Source organism: Gordonia sp. CPCC 206044 (assembly GCF_048537895.1).
Classification (GTDB): Bacteria; Actinomycetota; Actinomycetes; order Mycobacteriales; family Mycobacteriaceae; genus Gordonia.
Genome location: NZ_JBCLVL010000005.1, coordinates 187,417 through 204,479 on the forward strand (window position 1 = coordinate 187,417; position 17,063 = coordinate 204,479).

Genomic DNA, 17,063 nt, shown 5'->3' on the forward strand with positions numbered 1-17,063 from the left:
TATTGTGTACTGATCGTTACAGAATAGGTCTAGAATCCACAGACGACAAACATCGTGGGTACGACGACGGGGAGAGCCGATGGGAAGGACGCCGGGTTATCAGCAGGCAGAGGTCATCGCCGCTGCGCGAAACCTCTTCTGGAAGAAGGGCTTCGATGCGGTCTCGGTCGCCGAGGTCGAACGTGCCACCGGATTGTCGCGGTCGAGTGTCTACCACGCCTTCGGCAGCATGCGGGGGCTGTTCGACGCCGCCGTGCAGGAATATCTCGACACGATCGTGCGGCCACGGCTACGGCCGTTGCGCACACATGAGGTGGCTGATGACGCGCTGGAGCGCCACGTCCGCGACCTGGCGGCCTGGATCGAGCACCTCGACGACGCCACCGATCCCACCGGATGCCTGCTCGTCGGTACCGCCGCCACCTCACTCGGCGACGACGCGGCGATCCGGGAGGTCGTCGCCGCCTATCACGCGGAGCTGTCGACCGCGGTCACGGCCGGGGTGCGAGCGCGGTTCCCGGACGCGGACGAGGTCGCGGTGGCGTCACGCGCGCGGATCGTCACCGGTTCGTTGATCGCGGCGATGACCTTGGCGCGGGTGAACCGGACCGAGGCGCTCCGGCTGCTCGATGCGACCGCGGCCACAGTCGGGCCGAATGCGCCTGACCTCGCGTAACCCCGGGGTGCAGGCGCCGACGAGGGATGACATGCTGGGAACCGCATGCGCCAGCATCCGATCGGGAGGACGTAGATGACGGTTTCGTACCAGGGCAGGGACTATCGACTGGTCATGTTCGACCTCGACGACACCTTGGCACCGTCGAAGAGTCCACTGCCCGACGAGATCGCCGGTGTCCTCACGAGAATGCTGGACACCACGGCGGGATGCATCATCTCCGGAGGTCGTTTCGCGCAGTTCCAGGCCCAGGTGATCGACCGACTCGGATCGTTCGCCGGCGCGGCGAATCTGCATCTGATGCCCACCTGTGGCACCCAGTACGTGCGGTGGTCGGGCACGGAATGGGAAACGGTCTATGCCGAATACCTGACCGACGACGAGAAGGCGCGCACGCTGGAGGTCCTCGAGACCGGAGCCAAGGAACTGGGGTTGTGGGAGACCGATACCTGGGGGCCGGTGCTGGAGGATCGGGGCAGCCAGATCACCTTCAGTGCGCTCGGTCAGACGGCGCCGGTGGATGCCAAGGCCGCGTGGGATCCCGACGGGGCCAAGAAGGAGGCGCTGCGTGCCTACGGGGCGCAGCGGTTGCCTGATCTCGAGGTGCGCAGCGGTGGGTCCACATCGGTGGATGTCACCAAGAAGGGCATCGACAAGGCTTACGGCGCACGCAAACTCATGTCGATCCTCGACCTGGGCCGCGAAGACATCCTGTTCTTCGGGGATCGGCTCGACGAAGGTGGAAACGACCGCCCGGTGCAGGATCTCGGCATCACGTCGATCGCGGTGCACGGCTGGGAGGACACGTTCGCGAAGCTCTCGGCCATCGTCGACGCCTGAGCGGCGCGGCACAGCCGAGTGCTGGCGAGACCGACTGCCGTGCAGCCGGTCTCGCCAGCGCGAGCGTCAGGCCAGTACGGCCTTCTTCAGTCCTGCGATGTCGGCGTTCGTCAGCCCCAGGCCCTTGTGGACGTAGTTGTCGAAGCTGCCGAAGGTCTGATCCGCGGCGGCGAAGGCGGAGCGCAGCCAGGAGATGTTCACCCCGTTGAGCGGGTCGTTCGCGCTGGCGTGCCGGAAGGTGTTGCTGGCCAGGAAGTCCCGCTCGACGGTCGCGCGGTCGACACCCACGATGGTCAGCAGGACCGCCGAGGCCCACCCGGTCCGGTCCTTACCCGCGGAGCAGTGATACAGCACGGCATCGCCCTTGCCTGCGGTGGACTTGATGTCCAGCAGCGTGTTTCGGAATGCCGAACGGGCGTGGGCGTCGGTGACGAAGGTGCGGTAGGCCGACGACAGGTCCACCAACGTGGTGACCGGTGCCGCGCCGAGGACGTCGAAGTTGTGCAGTGTCGCACCGGGGACCTGCGGCTCGGGCTGGATGGTGCGTTCGATCTGAGTGCGGAAATCGATGATCGACGTCACGTGCAGGGATGCGAGCTTCTTCATGTCCGCGGCGGTCAGACTCGACAGATCGTCGCTGCGGATGACGCGATCGTTGAGCTTGCGACCGGCCGTCGTGCGGTAGTTGGCGAAGGTCCGGGTGTTCTCCGTGCCCGCGAGTTCGACTGCGGCAGGCGTCGCGGCCACCGCGCTCTGCTGAGAGGGGGCCGCGCCGGCGCTGCCGACCATCGTCGGCGCGAGTGCGGGCATGCCCACCACCGCGAGTGCGGCCAGGGTGGCCGCGAGTCGGCGGGCGGGCAGGGAGCGTGTCGGAGTCATCGTGGACCTTTCCTCGTCGGATCTGTCGGATCTGGATGGTGCTGTCTGTTCGGGTCGGGCTGGGCGAGACCTGTTCGTGACACTAGCCCGCCGGCCGAGCCGCGGGTTCGACACGCTGGGTTCCGGACCGTACCCGGAAGGATCGGGCGTGATAGCGCGCGGTGTGCGGATCGGCCTTGTCGACGACGAAGTACCAGTCCATCTGTGCCGCCGCGGCGTCGACCGTCAGCAGGCCGTAACCGTGCGCGTCGAAGTCGTTCCACCGGACATGGCGGTTGACCGCCATGATCGCGGGCGGAACCGCGGCACCCACGGTGTGCTCGGGGACCTTCAGGATGTCGTCGATGTTGGACGACGTCACCGACGGCACGACCAACTCGGTCGCCACGGTGCCCGCCGCGGGGTAGTTCGCCGCGTCGACAGGGACGTCGCAGGCCCACGACGAGTGGATGTCGCCGGTGATGAACACGACGTTGTCGATGTGACGCGATCTGATGGTGTCGAGCAGGCGCCGACGGTCCGCGGTGTATCCGTCCCACTGATCGGCGTTGTAGGGCACCCCGCCCGCCGGGAGCCCCAACGTCTCGGTGAGGGCGGCGGCATTGCGGGCATCGAGCGGCGGGATCACCACGGGCGAGATCATCACCGGATTGCCGACGATGCGCCACCGGGTCGGTGATGATGCCAGTCCTTCTGTCAGCCAACGCATCTGGGCCGCGCCGGTGATGCTCCGGGCCGGGTCGTCGGTGCGCCGTGAGGTCCGCGACACCTGTGCGTCGCGGTAGGTGCGCAGATCCAGCATGGACAGCTCCAACAGTCGTCCGTACCGCAGGCGCCGGTACAGGTGCCTGCGGGTGCCGGAGACGGCCGGACGCACCGGCATCCATTCGTAGTAGGCGCGCTCGGACGCCGCCTTACGGGCCGCCCATCCTCCTTCGCCTGCGCTGTGGTTCTCCGCGCCCGACGACCATGAATCATTCGCCGACTCATGGTCGTCCCAGGTGCAGATCCAGGGCAGTTCTCGATGCAGGGCGGCCAGGTCGGGATCGGTCTTGTACAGGCCGTGCCGGATCCGGTAGTCGCGCAGCGAGACCGTCTCGTTGGGCGGCGAGACCGTCCGGACGACGCCGTTCTTGCCGGTGTAACCGCCGGTCTCGTATTCGTAGAAATAATCGCCGAGATGCACGATGGCGTCCACGTCGTGATGCGCGCGCAGATGACGGTAGGCGCCGAAGTATCCTGCCTCCCAATTCGAACACGACACCACCCCGAAGCGGACCCGCGCGACGTCGGCGCTGTCGGCGGGTGCGGTTCGGGTCCGTCCGGTCGGCGAGACCGCGCCTGCGGCCGGTCCCGACACCACCCGAAAGCGGTAGTAGAGCACGGTGTCCGACGGCAATCCGGTGACGTCGAGCTTGACCGTGTGATCCGACTCGGCCGTCGCGACCACGGTGCCGGATGCGGTCACCGAACGCAGCGCGCGGTCACGGCCGATCTCCCACTCGATGTCGGTGTCCGGGCCGACGCCGGACCCGGGTCGGGCCGCGGGGGTGGGGGTCACCCGCGTCCACAGGATCACCGCGTCCGGCAGGGGATCACCCGAGGCGACACCGTGGGCGAAGACGGTGGCCACGTTGGGGGTGGGTGCCGCGGAGGCCGAGGACAGCGACGTCGGTGCGATCGCCAGTCCGGTGGTGACACCCGCGGCCAACGCCCCCGAACGCAGAATCGTTCGTCTGTCGACGCCGGACGGCGTCGACGAAGGGGGTTGATCATCGGTGAGCTGTGCAGACACGAGGCACATCATGCGGCACCGGGTGCCACGAATGCGAGCGGCCCACGGGCCGGAATCCGTTGTTCTCGTGCGACTTCGGTCCGATGTCGCGCAAAGTTCATCCGGACGTCACCGGCACTGGTGCGATCGGCCGTGGCGGAGCAGGATCAGGACATGGCGATCTCGATGGACCAGCTCACGATGTCGGCTCTGGACCGCGTGCGATGGTGTGCGATGCGCAGGCGGCTGCGGGCCGTGGTCGGCGGTCAGACGATCGTCGACACCCTGGACGTCGTGCAGGTGTGGGAGCCGTATCGGGTGGTCGGTTCCTACGCCGTGCCGATCGTCGACGTCCATCCGCCGATCACCGATCCGGTTGCGGTGACACCGGCCGCCCATCATCCACCGATCCTGACCCCGGACCATCCGTTCTCCCTGCACACGTGTGCGGGGGCCACGTGGACGATCCAGTCGGCAGACGGGCCGTTGTATGCGGCGGGTTTCGCGCCGGACGATCCCGATCTGGCCGGGTACATCGTGCTGGACTTCGCGGCGTTCGACGAATGGCGTGAGGAAGAACAGACCGTCATCTCCCACCCGCACGACCCGTTCAAACGCATCGACTGCCTGCCCACCTCCCGGCACGTCGTGGTCAGTCTCGACGACGTCGTCCTGGCCGATACGCACCGGGCCACGCTGTTGCTCGAGACCCATCTGCCGCCGCGGTACTACATCCCGGCCGACGACGTGGACCTCGATCGGCTCGAGCCCAGCGACACCATCACGACGTGCGCATACAAGGGTCATGCGACGTATTGGTCGGCCCGCGCCGACGACCGCACGGTCGCCGATGTCGCCTGGACCTACCGTGATCCGCTCAACGACGCCGTGCCGGTGCGTGACCTGATCTGCTTCTACGACGAACGCGTCGACCTCGAGGTCACCGTTGCGGTGGGACCCGGGGGTCGTGGCGCGGGGTGATGCCCGCCGCGCCACCGACCTCGTGGACAATCGACGGGTGGCCACCGGCGCAGCGGTGGCGCCGTGCGCAACGTCGAGGAGGCAGCGTGTCCGAATTGGTGCCGTTGAAGGTGCAGATGGTGGCCGCAACGCAGTTCACCGCACCCTCCGATGTGGACTGGAGCACCGACGCCGACGGCGGCGAGGCCCTCGTCGAGTTCTCCGGCCGAGCCTGCTATCAGAGCTGGGACAAGCCGAACCCGCGGACCGCGACCAACGCCGGATACCTGCGTCACATCCTCGAGGTCGGACATCTGTCGCTGCTCGAGCACGCGTCGGTGACCTTCTACATCACCGGTATCTCGCGATCGTGCACCCACGAACTGATTCGGCACCGTCATTTCTCGTACTCGCAGCTCTCGCAGCGTTTCGTGCCCGAACACGACTCGAATGTCGTCGCGCCGCCCGCGATTCGCGGTGACGCCGAACTCGAGGCCCTGTTCACCGAGGCCACGGATGCGAGCCGCAAGGCCTACAGCGAACTGCTCGACGCTCTCGAGGCGAAGTTCGCCGACGTTCCCAATGCCATCCTGCGGCGCAAACAGGCTCGCCAGGCGGCGCGATCGGTGCTGCCCAACGCCACCGAGACCAAGATCGTCGTCACCGGCAACTATCGGGCGTGGCGCCACTTCGTCGGGATGCGTGCCACCGAGCACGCCGACGTCGAGATCCGTCAGCTCGCGGTCGAATGTCTTCGGCAACTCATGCGGGTGGCACCGACCGTGTTCGGCGACTTCGAGATCGGCACACTCGCCGACGGTACGGAGGTCGCGACCTCGCCGTATGTGCTCGAGGGCTGAGGTCCGCGACACCCGCCGCCCGCACGCGTGATGGCGTCAGGGAGAAGGTAGCCTTGAGCACCATGAACGCAGGCGCAGACCAGCTGCAGACACACCCGTTCGGGACCATCGGCGTGGCCATGGTGACCCCGTTCAAGCCGAACGGTGCGCTGGATCTGGACAAGGCCGCCGAGCTGGCCGATCACCTGGTCTCCAAGGGCTGCGACGGACTCGTGGTGTCCGGCACCACCGGTGAGTCGCCGACGACGACCGTCCAGGAGAAATTCGACCTGCTGCGGGTGGTTCTCGACGCCGTCGGAGATCGCGCACGGATCACCCAGGGCGCAGGCAGTTACGACACCGCGGAGAGCGTGCGCTTCGCCATCGAGGCCGAGCGGATCGGTGCCCACGGGTTGCTCGTCGTGACGCCGTACTACTCCAAGCCGCCGCAGGCCGGATTGCTGGCCCACTTTCGGGCGGTCGCCGATGCGACCGAGCTGCCCGTGCTGCTCTACGACATCCCACCGCGTTCGGTCGTGCCGATTGCCAACGACACGATGCTGGCGCTCGCCGAGCACCCGCGGATCAAGGGGGTGAAGGACGCCAAGGGCGACCTGCACTCCGCGGCAGGCATCATCGCCTCCACCGATCTCGAGTACCTGTCCGGTGAGGACGCCCTGAACCTGCCCTGGTTGTCGGTGGGTGCCACCGGCTACGTCAGCGTGATCGGACACCTCGTACCGGATCGGTTGCGGGACATGCTGATCGCCTTCGAGAAAGGTGACATGAAGACCGCTCGCGAGATCAACATCTCGATGCTGCCGCTGGTGAATGCGATGGGGCGGCTCGGGGGAGTGACCATGGTGAAGGCGTCGCTGCGCATCCTGGGCTTCGACGTCGGCGATCCACGCCTGCCGCAGGTGCCGGCGGACGGTCCGCAGATCGAAGCGCTGATCGCCGATCTCCGAGCAGCTAGCGTGCTGGTCTGATGACCGGGCCGACGCGTCGCCGCCGTAGCGCCAGCCGTCAGGCCGGGCCGCCCGCACCGGCGCCCACGGACCCGACACCCACGCTCGAGGAGCCCACCGAATCGGTGAAGTCGTCTCCGGCGCAAGAGGATTCGCCATCGCGATCCCAGGCCTCGGACACGTCGTCGAAGGCCGGCGGGTCCAAGCGTCAGCCTGCCAAGAAGGAACAGGGCAAGAAGGCGCCCGCCAAGCGGGGAGGTGGTCGCAAGGACCGGGCCTCCGCGTCGGATCGCGGTGCGCAGAAGCCGCCGGTCGAAGCGGCCGTCGATCGCCTCGGTCTGCCGCCGCGGGCGCCCAAGAACGGTCTGCGAGTGGTGGCCCTCGGCGGGATCGGTGAGATCGGTCGCAACATGACCGTCTTCGAATACGACGGCCGGCTGCTCATCGTCGACTGCGGTGTCCTGTTCCCCGAAGACGCCCAGCCCGGTGTCGATCTCATCCTGCCGGACTTCACCTACATCGAAGACCGCATGGACGACGTCGATGCGCTCATCCTCACGCACGGCCACGAGGACCACATCGGCGCCGTGCCGTTCCTGCTGCGGCTGCGCAGCGACATCCCGGTCGTCGGGTCGAAGTTCACCCTCGCACTGGTCGAGGCGAAGTGCCGCGAGCACCGTCTGCGGCCCAAGCTCGTCCAGGTCGCGGAAGGGGACCAGACCACTCACGGTCCGTTCGACTGCGAGTTCTTCGCGGTCAATCACTCGATCCCGGACGCGATCGCGGTCGCCATTCGTACCGGCGCCGGTGTTGCCCTGCACACCGGCGACATCAAACTCGATCAGTTACCGCTCGACGGACGCCTCACCGACCTCGCCGGATTCAGCCGCCTCGGCGACGAGGGGGTCGACCTGTTCCTGGTGGACTCGACCAACGCCGAGGTGCCGGGCTTCGTCACCCCGGAACGCGAGATCGGTGCCGTGCTCGACCAGGTCATCGGACGCGCCCGGCAGCGGGTGATCGTGGCGTCCTTCGCCAGTCACGTGCACCGGATCCAGCAGATCGTCGACGTCGCGCACGCCCACAATCGTCGGGTCACGTTCGTCGGGCGGTCGATGGTCCGCAACATGCAGATCGCGCAGGATCTCGGCTACCTGTCGGTGCCGGACGGTGTGGTCGTGGATCTCGACACCGCCGCCACGTTGCCCGACAACCGACTGGTGCTCATCTCGACCGGTTCGCAAGGTGAGCCGTTGTCGGCGCTGTCGCGGATGGCCCGTGGCGAACACCGTCAGATCAACATCCGCGCCGACGATCTGGTGGTGCTCGCATCGTCGCTGATCCCGGGCAACGAGAACTCGGTGTTCGCGGTGGTCAACGGTCTGGCCCGGCGCGGCGCAACGGTCATCACCCAGCAGAACGCCAAGGTGCACGTTTCCGGCCACGCGTCGGCAGGCGAACTGCTCTACCTCTACAACGCGGTGCGGCCGTCGAATGCGATGCCGGTGCACGGGGAGTGGCGACACCTGCGCGCCAACGCGGCGCTCGCCGTGGCGACCGGGGTCGCCGAGGACCGTGTCGTGCTCGCCGAGGACGGCGTCGTGGTGGATCTGGTGGACGGCCGCGCCGGGATCGTCGGTCGTGTCCCGGTCGGGCACGTGTACGTCGACGGTCTGTCCGTCGGTGACGTCGGCGAATCGACCCTGTCCGAACGTCTGGTGCTCGGCGAAGGTGGTTTCATCTCCATCACCGTGGCCATCGATCCAACGACCGGACGGGCGGTGAGCGCCCCGGAGGTGTCCGGTCGAGGATTCTCCGACGATCCCGACGCGCTCAAGGCGGCGGCGGACCTGGTCGACCAGGCGCTCGATGCCCTTGCCGCCGAGGGAGTCACGGACGCACACCGGATCGCGCAGACGATCCGACGCGCGGTGGGACGCTGGGTAGCCGAGACCTATCGTCGGCGACCGATGATCGTGCCGACCGTACTCGCCGTCGGGTCCTGAGCGACCTAGGGTGAAGGGGTGACCCTTGCCCGCGAAGAACGCGCTGCCCTCGTCGAGACACTGCGATCGGTCGGACCCGACGCTCCCACGCTCTGTGCCGGGTGGACCACCCGGGATCTGACCGCACATCTGGTCGTCCGCGAACGTCGCCCCGACACCGGGCCGGGCATCCTCCTCGAACAGTTCGCCGGGCACACCGAGAAGGTTCGGTTGGAGGCCACCGATTTGCCGTGGGAGACGTTGGTGGAGCAATTGGCCTCCGGGCCACCGATCTACTCGCCGTTTCGTCTGGTGGATCGTTGGGCCAATCTCGCGGAGATGTTCGTGCACCATGAGGACGTGCTGCGCGGTGCTGCCGCACCGGACTCGGACTGGACGCCCCGGACACTCTCCACGGAACTGCAGAATGCGCTGCTGACCCCGGCGAAATCGATGGGCAAGATGACCCTCAAGAACTCGCCGGCATCGACGACGTTGCAGACCGTCGACGGACGCCAGGTGGTGACCGCCGGAAGTGGTGATCCGGTGACGGTGACCGGCAGCCCGGGCGAACTGGTCATGTTCGCCTTCGGTCGGGCTCCGGTGGATGTGCGATTCGACGGCGCCGACGATGCGGTGTCGGCGCTGGTCGCTGCGAAACGCGGTCTCTGACGGCGTCGATCATGAATGCCGGCGGTTACGTCTGCCGGTTACGAATTCGACACACAATCGCGTTGCCAGTGTTGCCCATGTGACTCACGTGACGGGTGCCGACTAGGCTGTCGGGCATGGCTTCGAAAGCAACCACGGGTGCGCGAAAGACGACCTCGCGCGCGACCGCAGGCACCACGAAGTCTGGTACCCGCGGGACACGCAGTACCGGCGCGCGTTCGTCCACGTCACGCGGCTCCTCGGGGGGCCGTGCGTCGAGTTCACGGAGTGGGTCATCGCGCAGCGGCCGGTCGTCGACGCCGAGCCGTCGGGCCGACGCGTCCGCGGACATCCATCGTCGTTCGGTGGCCGCCACCGGCGCGTCCGCGGTCGGTCGCGGTCTGGGCGCCGGTTGGTCACTGATGGCTCGAGGTGTCGGCAGCCTGGCACGGGCGAGTTCCGCGCACGCCGACGACCCGCGCGCCGGACGGTATGTCGACGAGGAGCCCGCAGACGCCGACGACGAGGGGTTCGATCTCGACGGACCGATCGTCGAGGACACGGGCCGCAGCGCGGGTCGCCGACGTCCGGCGGCGCAGCCGCGCGCGGATCTGGCCGGACATTCGCATCGTCGAGATGGTGTGGCCCTGGGCCTGTTGGCGCTGGCACTGCTGGTCGCGGCCAGCGTCTGGTTCGGCGCGGCCGGGCCGGTGGGTGCGTTCATCGATGCCCTGATCCGGGCGATCGTGGGCGTCGGCGCGGTCGTCGTCCCGCTCGCGCTGCTGGCCATCGCGGTCATCTTGATGCGTCGTCCGCCGAATCCGCACCGCCGGGCACGCTACCTGGGGGCCGGACTCCTGATCGTGCTGCCGATCCTGGGCCTCGTGCACCTGGTCGGCGGCGCGCCGGTGGACTTCCCCGGACGGTCGGAGGCAGGCGGTTTCCTCGGGTTCGCGGTCGGTACGCCGTTGACCAACGGTGTCACAGCCTGGATCTCGGTCCCGGTTCTGGTGCTCTGCATCGCGTTCGGCGCCTTGGTGCTCACCGGTATGACGGTGCGAGAGGTCATCGACGGGATCACCGGATACCTCGGACTGGGCATGGCCCGTACCGATTCCGCCCCGTGGGACGATCTCGACGACGACCTCGCCGAGGACGAGGACGATGCCGACAACTCGGAACCGGCGGAGCAGGTCACCGAGGTGTTCGACTCGCGGTCCGGGTACTCGTCGGATCCCTACAGTAATTACCCACCCGACGCCGAGCCCGTGCGCAGACGCAGGCGCCGTCGACCCGTCGACCCCGATGTGGATGCCGCCGATTTCGCCGCGGCGACCACGGTCCCGCTCGACGACGAGATCACCGAACAGATCGAGGTCGACGACGAGCCGGCACCCGCGCCGCGGCGGACGAGCCCGAAGAAGCCGAAACCGACTCGACCGCACGCGGCGCCCACACCGGTGGCCGAAGAGACCTCCGAGCCGGTCGTGCCGGTCACGCCGCCCGGGGACGGTGACTATCACCTGCCGCCGTCGAGTCTGCTGATCGACGGAGAGCCGCCCAAGCAGGGCGGCCGTTCCAACGACGAGATGATCGATCGGATCACCGGTGTCATGGAACAGTTCAAGATCGATGCGGCGGTCACCGGCTACACCCGTGGGCCCACCGTGACGCGCTACGAGGTGGAACTCGGACCCGGCGTGAAGGTGGAGAAGATCACTGCGCTGCAACGCAACATCGCCTACGCGGTGGCCACCGACAACGTGCGGTTGCTGGCGCCGATCCCGGGTAAGTCCGCGGTCGGCATCGAGGTGCCCAACAGCGACCGCGAGATGGTGCGGCTGGCCGACGTCCTCAAGGCTCCCAAGACGCGCAAGGACACCCATCCGCTGGTCATCGGGTTGGGCAAGGACATCGAGGGCGAGTTCGTCAGTGCCAACCTGGCGAAGATGCCCCACCTGCTGGTGGCCGGTTCTACCGGCTCGGGTAAGTCGAGTTTCGTCAACTCGATGCTGGTGTCGCTGCTCTCGCGGGCCACGCCCGAAGACGTGCGCATGATCCTGATCGACCCGAAGATGGTGGAATTGACGCCGTACGAGGGGATTCCGCACCTGATCACGCCGATCATCACGCAGCCGAAGAAGGCTGCGGCGGCCCTGGCGTGGCTGGTCGAGGAGATGGAACAGCGCTACCAGGACATGAAGGCGTCGCGGGTGCGACACATCGACGACTTCAACTCCAAGGTCCGTTCCGGCGAGATCACCACACCGCTGGGTTCCGAACGCGTCTACAAGCCGTACCCCTACATCCTGGCCATCGTCGATGAGCTCGCCGACCTGATGATGACCGCGCCGAGAGACGTGGAAGACGCGATCGTCCGTATCACGCAGAAGGCCCGTGCCGCCGGTATCCACCTGGTGCTCGCCACCCAGCGACCCTCCGTGGACGTGGTGACCGGTCTGATCAAGACGAACGTGCCGTCGCGGCTGGCATTCGCGACATCGTCGTTGACCGACTCTCGGGTCATCCTCGACCAGCCGGGTGCCGAGAAGCTGATCGGCATGGGTGACGGACTGTTCCTGCCGATGGGCGCCAACAAGCCGATCCGTATGCAAGGTGCCTTCATCACCGACGAAGAGATCCAGGCCGTCGTCGACTTCACCCGCGAGCAGAGCGAACCGGAGTACACCGAGGGCGTCACCACCGCAAAGGCCGGCGACAAGAAGGACATCGACGGCGACATCGGAAACGACCTCGACGATCTGTTGCAGGCGATCGAGTTGGTGGTGTCGAGTCAGTTCGGCTCGACGTCGATGCTGCAGCGCAAACTGCGTGTCGGATTTGCCAAGGCCGGGCGCCTGATGGACCTGATGGAAACGCGCGGGGTGGTCGGCCCCAGCGAGGGCTCCAAGGCGCGCGAGGTGCTCGTGAAGCCGGAGGATCTCGCGGGTGTGATCACGTCCATCACCGGCGGTGGCGGCGACGAAGACGCAGGGGAGTAGCGCGTTGCGGTGCGCCCTGCTGCGGGCGGGGCTCAACGTGTACTAGGCTGATCCACGATCGAAGAGGGGAGTATCCCCGATCTCGCGGCGTTTCCGTCAATACGGTCGCTTCCCTGTCACGATGCCGATCATCGCCGACGGGGACGGCCCGGATTCGTCGGTCGGAACAGGTGATCCGTTCCGGCGGGAGAGACCTCTGGCATCGCAACCTTGTGCTGCGCGCTGGAGGAGATCATTTCCATGGATGTTTCGGCAACGGTCTGGATCGTCACCTGTGTGGTGATCCTGGGCCTGTTCGTCTTCGACTTCTTTGCCCATGTCCGGGTGCCCCACGCCCCGTCCCTCAAGGAATCCGGAACGTGGTCGGCGGTGTACATCTCGATCGCCGTCCTGTTCGGACTCTTCGTGTGGTGGAAGTGGGGCGGCACGTTCGGCGGTGAGTATTTCGCCGGTTACGTGACCGAGAAGGCATTGTCGGTCGACAATCTGTTCGTCTTCGTCATCATCATGTCGAAGTTCGCGGTGCCCCGGGAGTATCAGCAGAAGGTCTTGCTGCTCGGCATCCTGATGGCGCTGGTGATGCGCGGCATCTTCATCGCACTGGGCGCAGCCGCCATCAACGCATACAGCTGGGTCTTCTATCTGTTCGGCGCGATCCTGATCTACACCGCGGTGAAACTCGTCAGTGAGAGCGACGATCCGGTCGAGCACGAGGAAGCTCGGGAGAGCCGGACGGAGCGCCTCGTCAAGAAGGTGCTGCGCACCTCGGACACCTACGACGGCGACAAACTGTTCACCCGGGCCAACGGGAAGCGCTTGGCCACCCCGATGCTGATGGTGCTCGTCGTCATCGGGTTCACCGATGTGCTGTTCGCCCTCGACTCGATCCCGGCCATCTACGGGCTCACCCAGGAGCCGTACCTGGTGTTCACGGCGAACGCCTTCGCGCTCATGGGCCTTCGCCAGCTGTTCTTCCTACTCGGCGGATTGCTCGACAAGTTGGTGCACCTGTCCTACGGGCTGGCGTTCATCCTCGCCTTCATCGGGGTCAAGCTGGTGCTGCACGCCCTGCACGAGAACACACTGCCGTTCATCAACGGTGGCGAGCATGTGTCGGTGCCCGAGATCAGCACCGCCGTGTCGTTGAGTGTCATCGTGCTGACCCTGGTGATCACGACGGTCACGAGCCTGGTCTCGGCCAGACGTTCGGAGAACGCGAAGTCGTGACCGGGGGACTCGGGTGGCGGGCTCAGTCGGCGAACGGGCCCTTCACCTGAGTCCACTCGACGATGCGGATGCCGTCGACGGCGCGATGCGCCTGGAACGGGTCGTTGGCCATGAATGTCTCCGCACCGTCGAGGCTGTCGGCGCGGATGAGGAGCAACGCGCCGGTGCCGTCCGGGTAGGGGCCGGTCGCGAGCACATTGCCGGCGTCGTATTCCTCGCCGAGCCACGCGCGGTGCAGTGGCCGGTGTTCGTCGCGGATCGCAGCCTTGGCCGGGGTGTAGGTGTAGTGCACGGCGAAGATCGCCATCGAGGGTCTCCTGTCTGATCGGTCGTGAGTCTGCGCGGACGAATGGTGTCCCGGTCGGGATTCGCCGCGGATTCGGTCAGTCGAGCGTCGCGAGCATCCGGGTGTTGCCGAGGGTGTTCGGCTTCACGTAGCTGAGGTCGAGGAACTCGGCGACACCTGTGTCGTAGGAGCGGCACATCTCCTCGAACACCTCGCGGGTGACCGGGGTGCCCTGGATCTCGGCGAAGCCGTGTCGGCCGAAGAACGAGGTCTCGAAGGTGAGCACGAAGACCCGGGACAGCTGGAGTTCGCGGGCGACCGCCATCAGCCGGTCGACCAGTTGGTGACCGATGCCACGGCCTGCATGGGCGGTGTCGACGGCGACCGTGCGGACCTCGCCGAGGTCGGCCCAGAGCACGTGCAGCGCACCGCAACCGACCACCTCACCGCCGATGTCGGCGACCCAGAACTCCTGCACGGCCTCGTACAGGGTGACGAGATTCTTCTCCAACAGGATGCGACCCGCGTACTGATCGATGAGTTCCTTGATCCGGGGCACGTCGGAGGTACGTGCCCGACGGACCACCGCCTCTTCCGGATCAGGCGAGACAGAGGACATGGCAACACACAGTAGTCGGGCACGAGACCGGTTCGCATGCGGTATTTCCGCCCCGGGTGGCGACCAGTGCGACCTGGCGAAGCGGTGTCGTCGACCCGGTCGATACCCTGGAGGCGTGCGCATGGAGTTCTGCCGGGTCGTGGCCCGGTCACGATCGGTCGGACCGTCATGACCGAACGGATGCGCCGCACCGTCGAGGAGAAGGGGCTCGCTGCGGCGGGCCGCGGTCCCGACCACATCACCGATCCCGTCGACCCTGTGCCATTGCTCAACATCGCCAACGCGCTCACCGTCTTCCGGATCGTTCTGGTCCCGGTGTTCGTCGCCGCACTCTTCATCGGTGGCGGCCACGACACCGCGTGGCGGATCGTGGCCACGGTGATCTTCGCGATTGCCGCCATCACCGATCGATACGACGGCCGGCTGGCACGTGAGCGTGGTCTGATCACCGACTTCGGCAAGATGGCCGACCCGATCGCCGACAAGGCGCTGATCGGTGCCGCGCTCATCGGTCTGTCGATCCTGGGTGATCTGCCGTGGTGGGTCACCATCGTCATCCTCGCCCGCGAACTCGGGGTCACCGCCCTACGGTTCTGGGTCCTGCGCCACGGGGTCATCCCGGCCAGTCGTGGGGGCAAGCTCAAGACACTGCTGCAGGCAGTGGCGATCGGCCTGTACCTGCTACCGCTCGACGGTGTGTGGCAGATCGCCGCGGGCGTGGTGATGGGGCTCGCCCTGGTGGTCACCGTGGTGACCGGCCTCGACTACGTGTGGCAGGCGGTGCGATTACGCAACCGCTCGACCCGCGCTCCCCGGCAGGTGGTCGATCCGGGTCGGTCGACCGACGGACAGGCCACCGACGCGCCCGGACGCTGAACCTCGTCACCGGCCCTGTTCGCCCTCGGCGCAACGGTCGACGCGCGTCGAAACCGAGCGGCACCGGCCGGGATATTCGACTACTGTCGTCGGCACAGGCGTTGGGTGACCGACCGGCGAGATCGCCGACGAGAATCCGGTGCCGGGAACGGACGCGGCACATCGCGCGTTGTCACTTTGGCGAATGTGTCGGGATTGCAGCAGTGAGGAGGACACTCGATGGCAGTGCTACTGCGAGAGGCGCTGGGCGACAGCCTGCGCCGGGCCCGCACCGCACAGGGCCGTACCCTGCGTGAGGTGTCCACCGATGCCCGCGTGAGCCTGGGCTACCTGTCCGAGGTGGAACGTGGACAGAAGGAGGCCTCCAGCGAATTGCTGGCGGCCATCTGTGAGGCATTGGACGTGGAGATCGCCGACTTGCTGCTCGACATCGGACACGCGATGCGGCCGACGGCCGACGAGCTGGTCGGGGCGAACGACTCCGGTGTCGTCGCCGACGCCGACATGGCCGTACTCGACGCGAAGGTCGTCATCCCCGGACCCGCAGGCCGTTCCGAGGCCGCAGCGCTCGCGGCCGCCTGATCGGTATACGCGGCCCGCACCTGCTCGGCTAGATTGGTTACACACCGCACCGAACCCCGTCCCGGGAATGGAGTTGACGCAGTAATGGCGAATCCGTTCGTGAAGTTGTGGCGCTACATGATGGCACTCGGCAACGCGAAGATCGACGAGAACGCAGATCCGAAGATCCAGATCCAGCAGGCGATCGAGGAAGCGCAGCGTCAGCACCAGGCCTTGTCGCAGCAGGCCGCGTCGGTCATCGGCAACCAACGTCAGTTGGAGATGAAGCTCAACCGGCAACTCGAGGAGATCGAGAAGCTACAGGCCAACACCCGGCAGGCGCTCACCCTGGCCGATCAGGCGAACACCGCGGGCGACGCCGCCAAGGCGCAGGAGTACACCAACGCCGCCGAGGCGTTCGCCGCGCAGCTCGTCACCGCCGAGCAGAGTGTCGAAGATCTCAAGGCGCTGCACGATCAGTCGCTGCAGGCAGCCGAGCAGGCCAAGCAGGCTGTCGAGCGCAACGCGATGATGCTCCAGCAGAAGTTGGCCGAACGCTCGAAGCTCCTGACCCAGCTCGAGCAGGCCAAGATGCAGGAGCAGGTCAGTTCGTCTCTCAACCAGATGAGCGAGCTCGCCGTCCCCGGCAACACCCCCAACCTCGACCAGGTGCGCGACAAGATCGAGCGTCGTTACGCCAATGCACTGGGGCAGGCCGAACTGGCGAAGAACACCGTGCAGGGCCGTATGCAGGAGGTCGAGCAGGCGGGTGTCCAGATGGCGGGTCACGCACGTCTGGAACAGATCCGTGCCAGCATGCAGGGGTCGCTGCCGGCGTCCGAGACCCCGGCCGCACAGCCGGCATCTCAGCCGGCCCCGCCCTCGGCCGAACAGCCTCCGCAGGCAGGCAACTGAACCAG

At 66.9% G+C, this 17,063-nt stretch carries 16 protein-coding genes; 12 read left to right on the forward strand and 4 right to left on the reverse strand.

The window, feature by feature from the left end:
* Positions 1 to 79: 79 nt before the first annotated feature.
* On the forward strand, positions 80 to 676 hold the full coding sequence (locus AAFP35_RS09555) for a TetR/AcrR family transcriptional regulator (RefSeq protein ID WP_419221333.1): 597 nt from the start codon (positions 80 to 82) through the stop codon (positions 674 to 676).
* Between the two features lie 75 nt (positions 677 to 751).
* On the forward strand, positions 752 to 1,516 hold the full coding sequence (locus AAFP35_RS09560) for an HAD-IIB family hydrolase (protein WP_419221334.1): 765 nt from the start codon (positions 752 to 754) through the stop codon (positions 1,514 to 1,516).
* 66 nt (positions 1,517 to 1,582) lie between these two features.
* Here AAFP35_RS09560 and AAFP35_RS09565 read toward each other — a convergent pair whose 3' ends face one another.
* A complete protein-coding gene (locus tag AAFP35_RS09565; RefSeq protein ID WP_419221335.1) occupies positions 1,583 to 2,395 on the reverse strand; it encodes a tyrosine-protein phosphatase in 813 nt (270 codons plus the stop codon).
* An 82-nt stretch (positions 2,396 to 2,477) separates the two neighbouring features.
* Positions 2,478 to 4,190, reverse strand: a complete 1,713-nt coding sequence (locus tag AAFP35_RS09570) for an alkaline phosphatase D family protein (RefSeq protein WP_419221336.1) — start codon at positions 4,188 to 4,190, stop codon at positions 2,478 to 2,480.
* 153 nt (positions 4,191 to 4,343) lie between these two features.
* Here AAFP35_RS09570 and AAFP35_RS09575 point away from each other — a divergent pair, with 153 nt between their 5' ends.
* From AAFP35_RS09575 to AAFP35_RS09605, 7 genes are all read left to right on the forward strand, one after another.
* Entirely contained in the window at positions 4,344 to 5,150 is an 807-nt protein-coding gene (locus AAFP35_RS09575) for a DUF427 domain-containing protein (RefSeq protein ID WP_419221337.1), read from the forward strand.
* Between the two features lie 86 nt (positions 5,151 to 5,236).
* Entirely contained in the window at positions 5,237 to 5,989 is a 753-nt protein-coding gene (gene thyX / locus AAFP35_RS09580; protein WP_419221338.1) for an FAD-dependent thymidylate synthase, read from the forward strand.
* Between the two features lie 62 nt (positions 5,990 to 6,051).
* The gene (gene dapA / locus AAFP35_RS09585) at positions 6,052 to 6,957 is read left to right on the forward strand and encodes a 4-hydroxy-tetrahydrodipicolinate synthase (RefSeq protein ID WP_419221339.1); all 906 of its coding nucleotides are present in this window, start codon (positions 6,052 to 6,054) and stop codon (positions 6,955 to 6,957) included.
* Complete coding sequence (locus AAFP35_RS09590) at positions 6,957 to 8,942, forward strand: RNase J family beta-CASP ribonuclease (protein ID WP_419221340.1); 1,986 nt, start codon at positions 6,957 to 6,959, stop codon at positions 8,940 to 8,942. Before dapA ends, AAFP35_RS09590 begins: the two co-directional genes overlap by 1 nt.
* Positions 8,943 to 8,960: 18 nt before the next feature.
* Positions 8,961 to 9,593, forward strand: coding sequence for a TIGR03085 family metal-binding protein (locus AAFP35_RS09595; protein ID WP_419221341.1), 633 nt, complete (start codon positions 8,961 to 8,963; stop codon positions 9,591 to 9,593).
* 116 nt (positions 9,594 to 9,709) lie between these two features.
* Positions 9,710 to 12,574, forward strand: a complete 2,865-nt coding sequence (locus AAFP35_RS09600; RefSeq protein WP_419221342.1) for a DNA translocase FtsK 4TM domain-containing protein — start codon at positions 9,710 to 9,712, stop codon at positions 12,572 to 12,574.
* A 240-nt stretch (positions 12,575 to 12,814) separates the two neighbouring features.
* Complete coding sequence (locus AAFP35_RS09605; RefSeq protein ID WP_419221343.1) at positions 12,815 to 13,801, forward strand: TerC family protein; 987 nt, start codon at positions 12,815 to 12,817, stop codon at positions 13,799 to 13,801.
* A gap of 22 nt (positions 13,802 to 13,823) precedes the next feature.
* On the opposite strand, the gene AAFP35_RS09610 is transcribed toward AAFP35_RS09605, so the two are convergent.
* Positions 13,824 to 14,108 (reverse strand): YciI family protein, encoded by a 285-nt coding sequence (locus tag AAFP35_RS09610; RefSeq protein WP_419221344.1) that lies wholly within the window; start codon positions 14,106 to 14,108, stop codon positions 13,824 to 13,826.
* 76 nt (positions 14,109 to 14,184) lie between these two features.
* Complete coding sequence (locus tag AAFP35_RS09615) at positions 14,185 to 14,706, reverse strand: amino-acid N-acetyltransferase (protein WP_419221345.1); 522 nt, start codon at positions 14,704 to 14,706, stop codon at positions 14,185 to 14,187.
* 168 nt (positions 14,707 to 14,874) lie between these two features.
* Here AAFP35_RS09615 and pgsA point away from each other — a divergent pair, with 168 nt between their 5' ends.
* From pgsA to AAFP35_RS09630, 3 genes are all read left to right on the forward strand, one after another.
* On the forward strand, positions 14,875 to 15,582 hold the full coding sequence (gene pgsA, locus AAFP35_RS09620; protein ID WP_419221346.1) for a CDP-diacylglycerol--glycerol-3-phosphate 3-phosphatidyltransferase: 708 nt from the start codon (positions 14,875 to 14,877) through the stop codon (positions 15,580 to 15,582).
* Positions 15,583 to 15,801: 219 nt separating this feature from the next.
* Positions 15,802 to 16,164, forward strand: coding sequence for a helix-turn-helix domain-containing protein (locus AAFP35_RS09625; RefSeq protein WP_419221347.1), 363 nt, complete (start codon positions 15,802 to 15,804; stop codon positions 16,162 to 16,164).
* Positions 16,165 to 16,248: 84 nt separating this feature from the next.
* Positions 16,249 to 17,058: a PspA/IM30 family protein gene (locus tag AAFP35_RS09630; protein ID WP_419221348.1), complete on the forward strand. Its 810-nt coding sequence runs from the start codon at positions 16,249 to 16,251 to the stop codon at positions 17,056 to 17,058.
* The last annotated feature ends 5 nt before the right edge of the window (positions 17,059 to 17,063 follow it).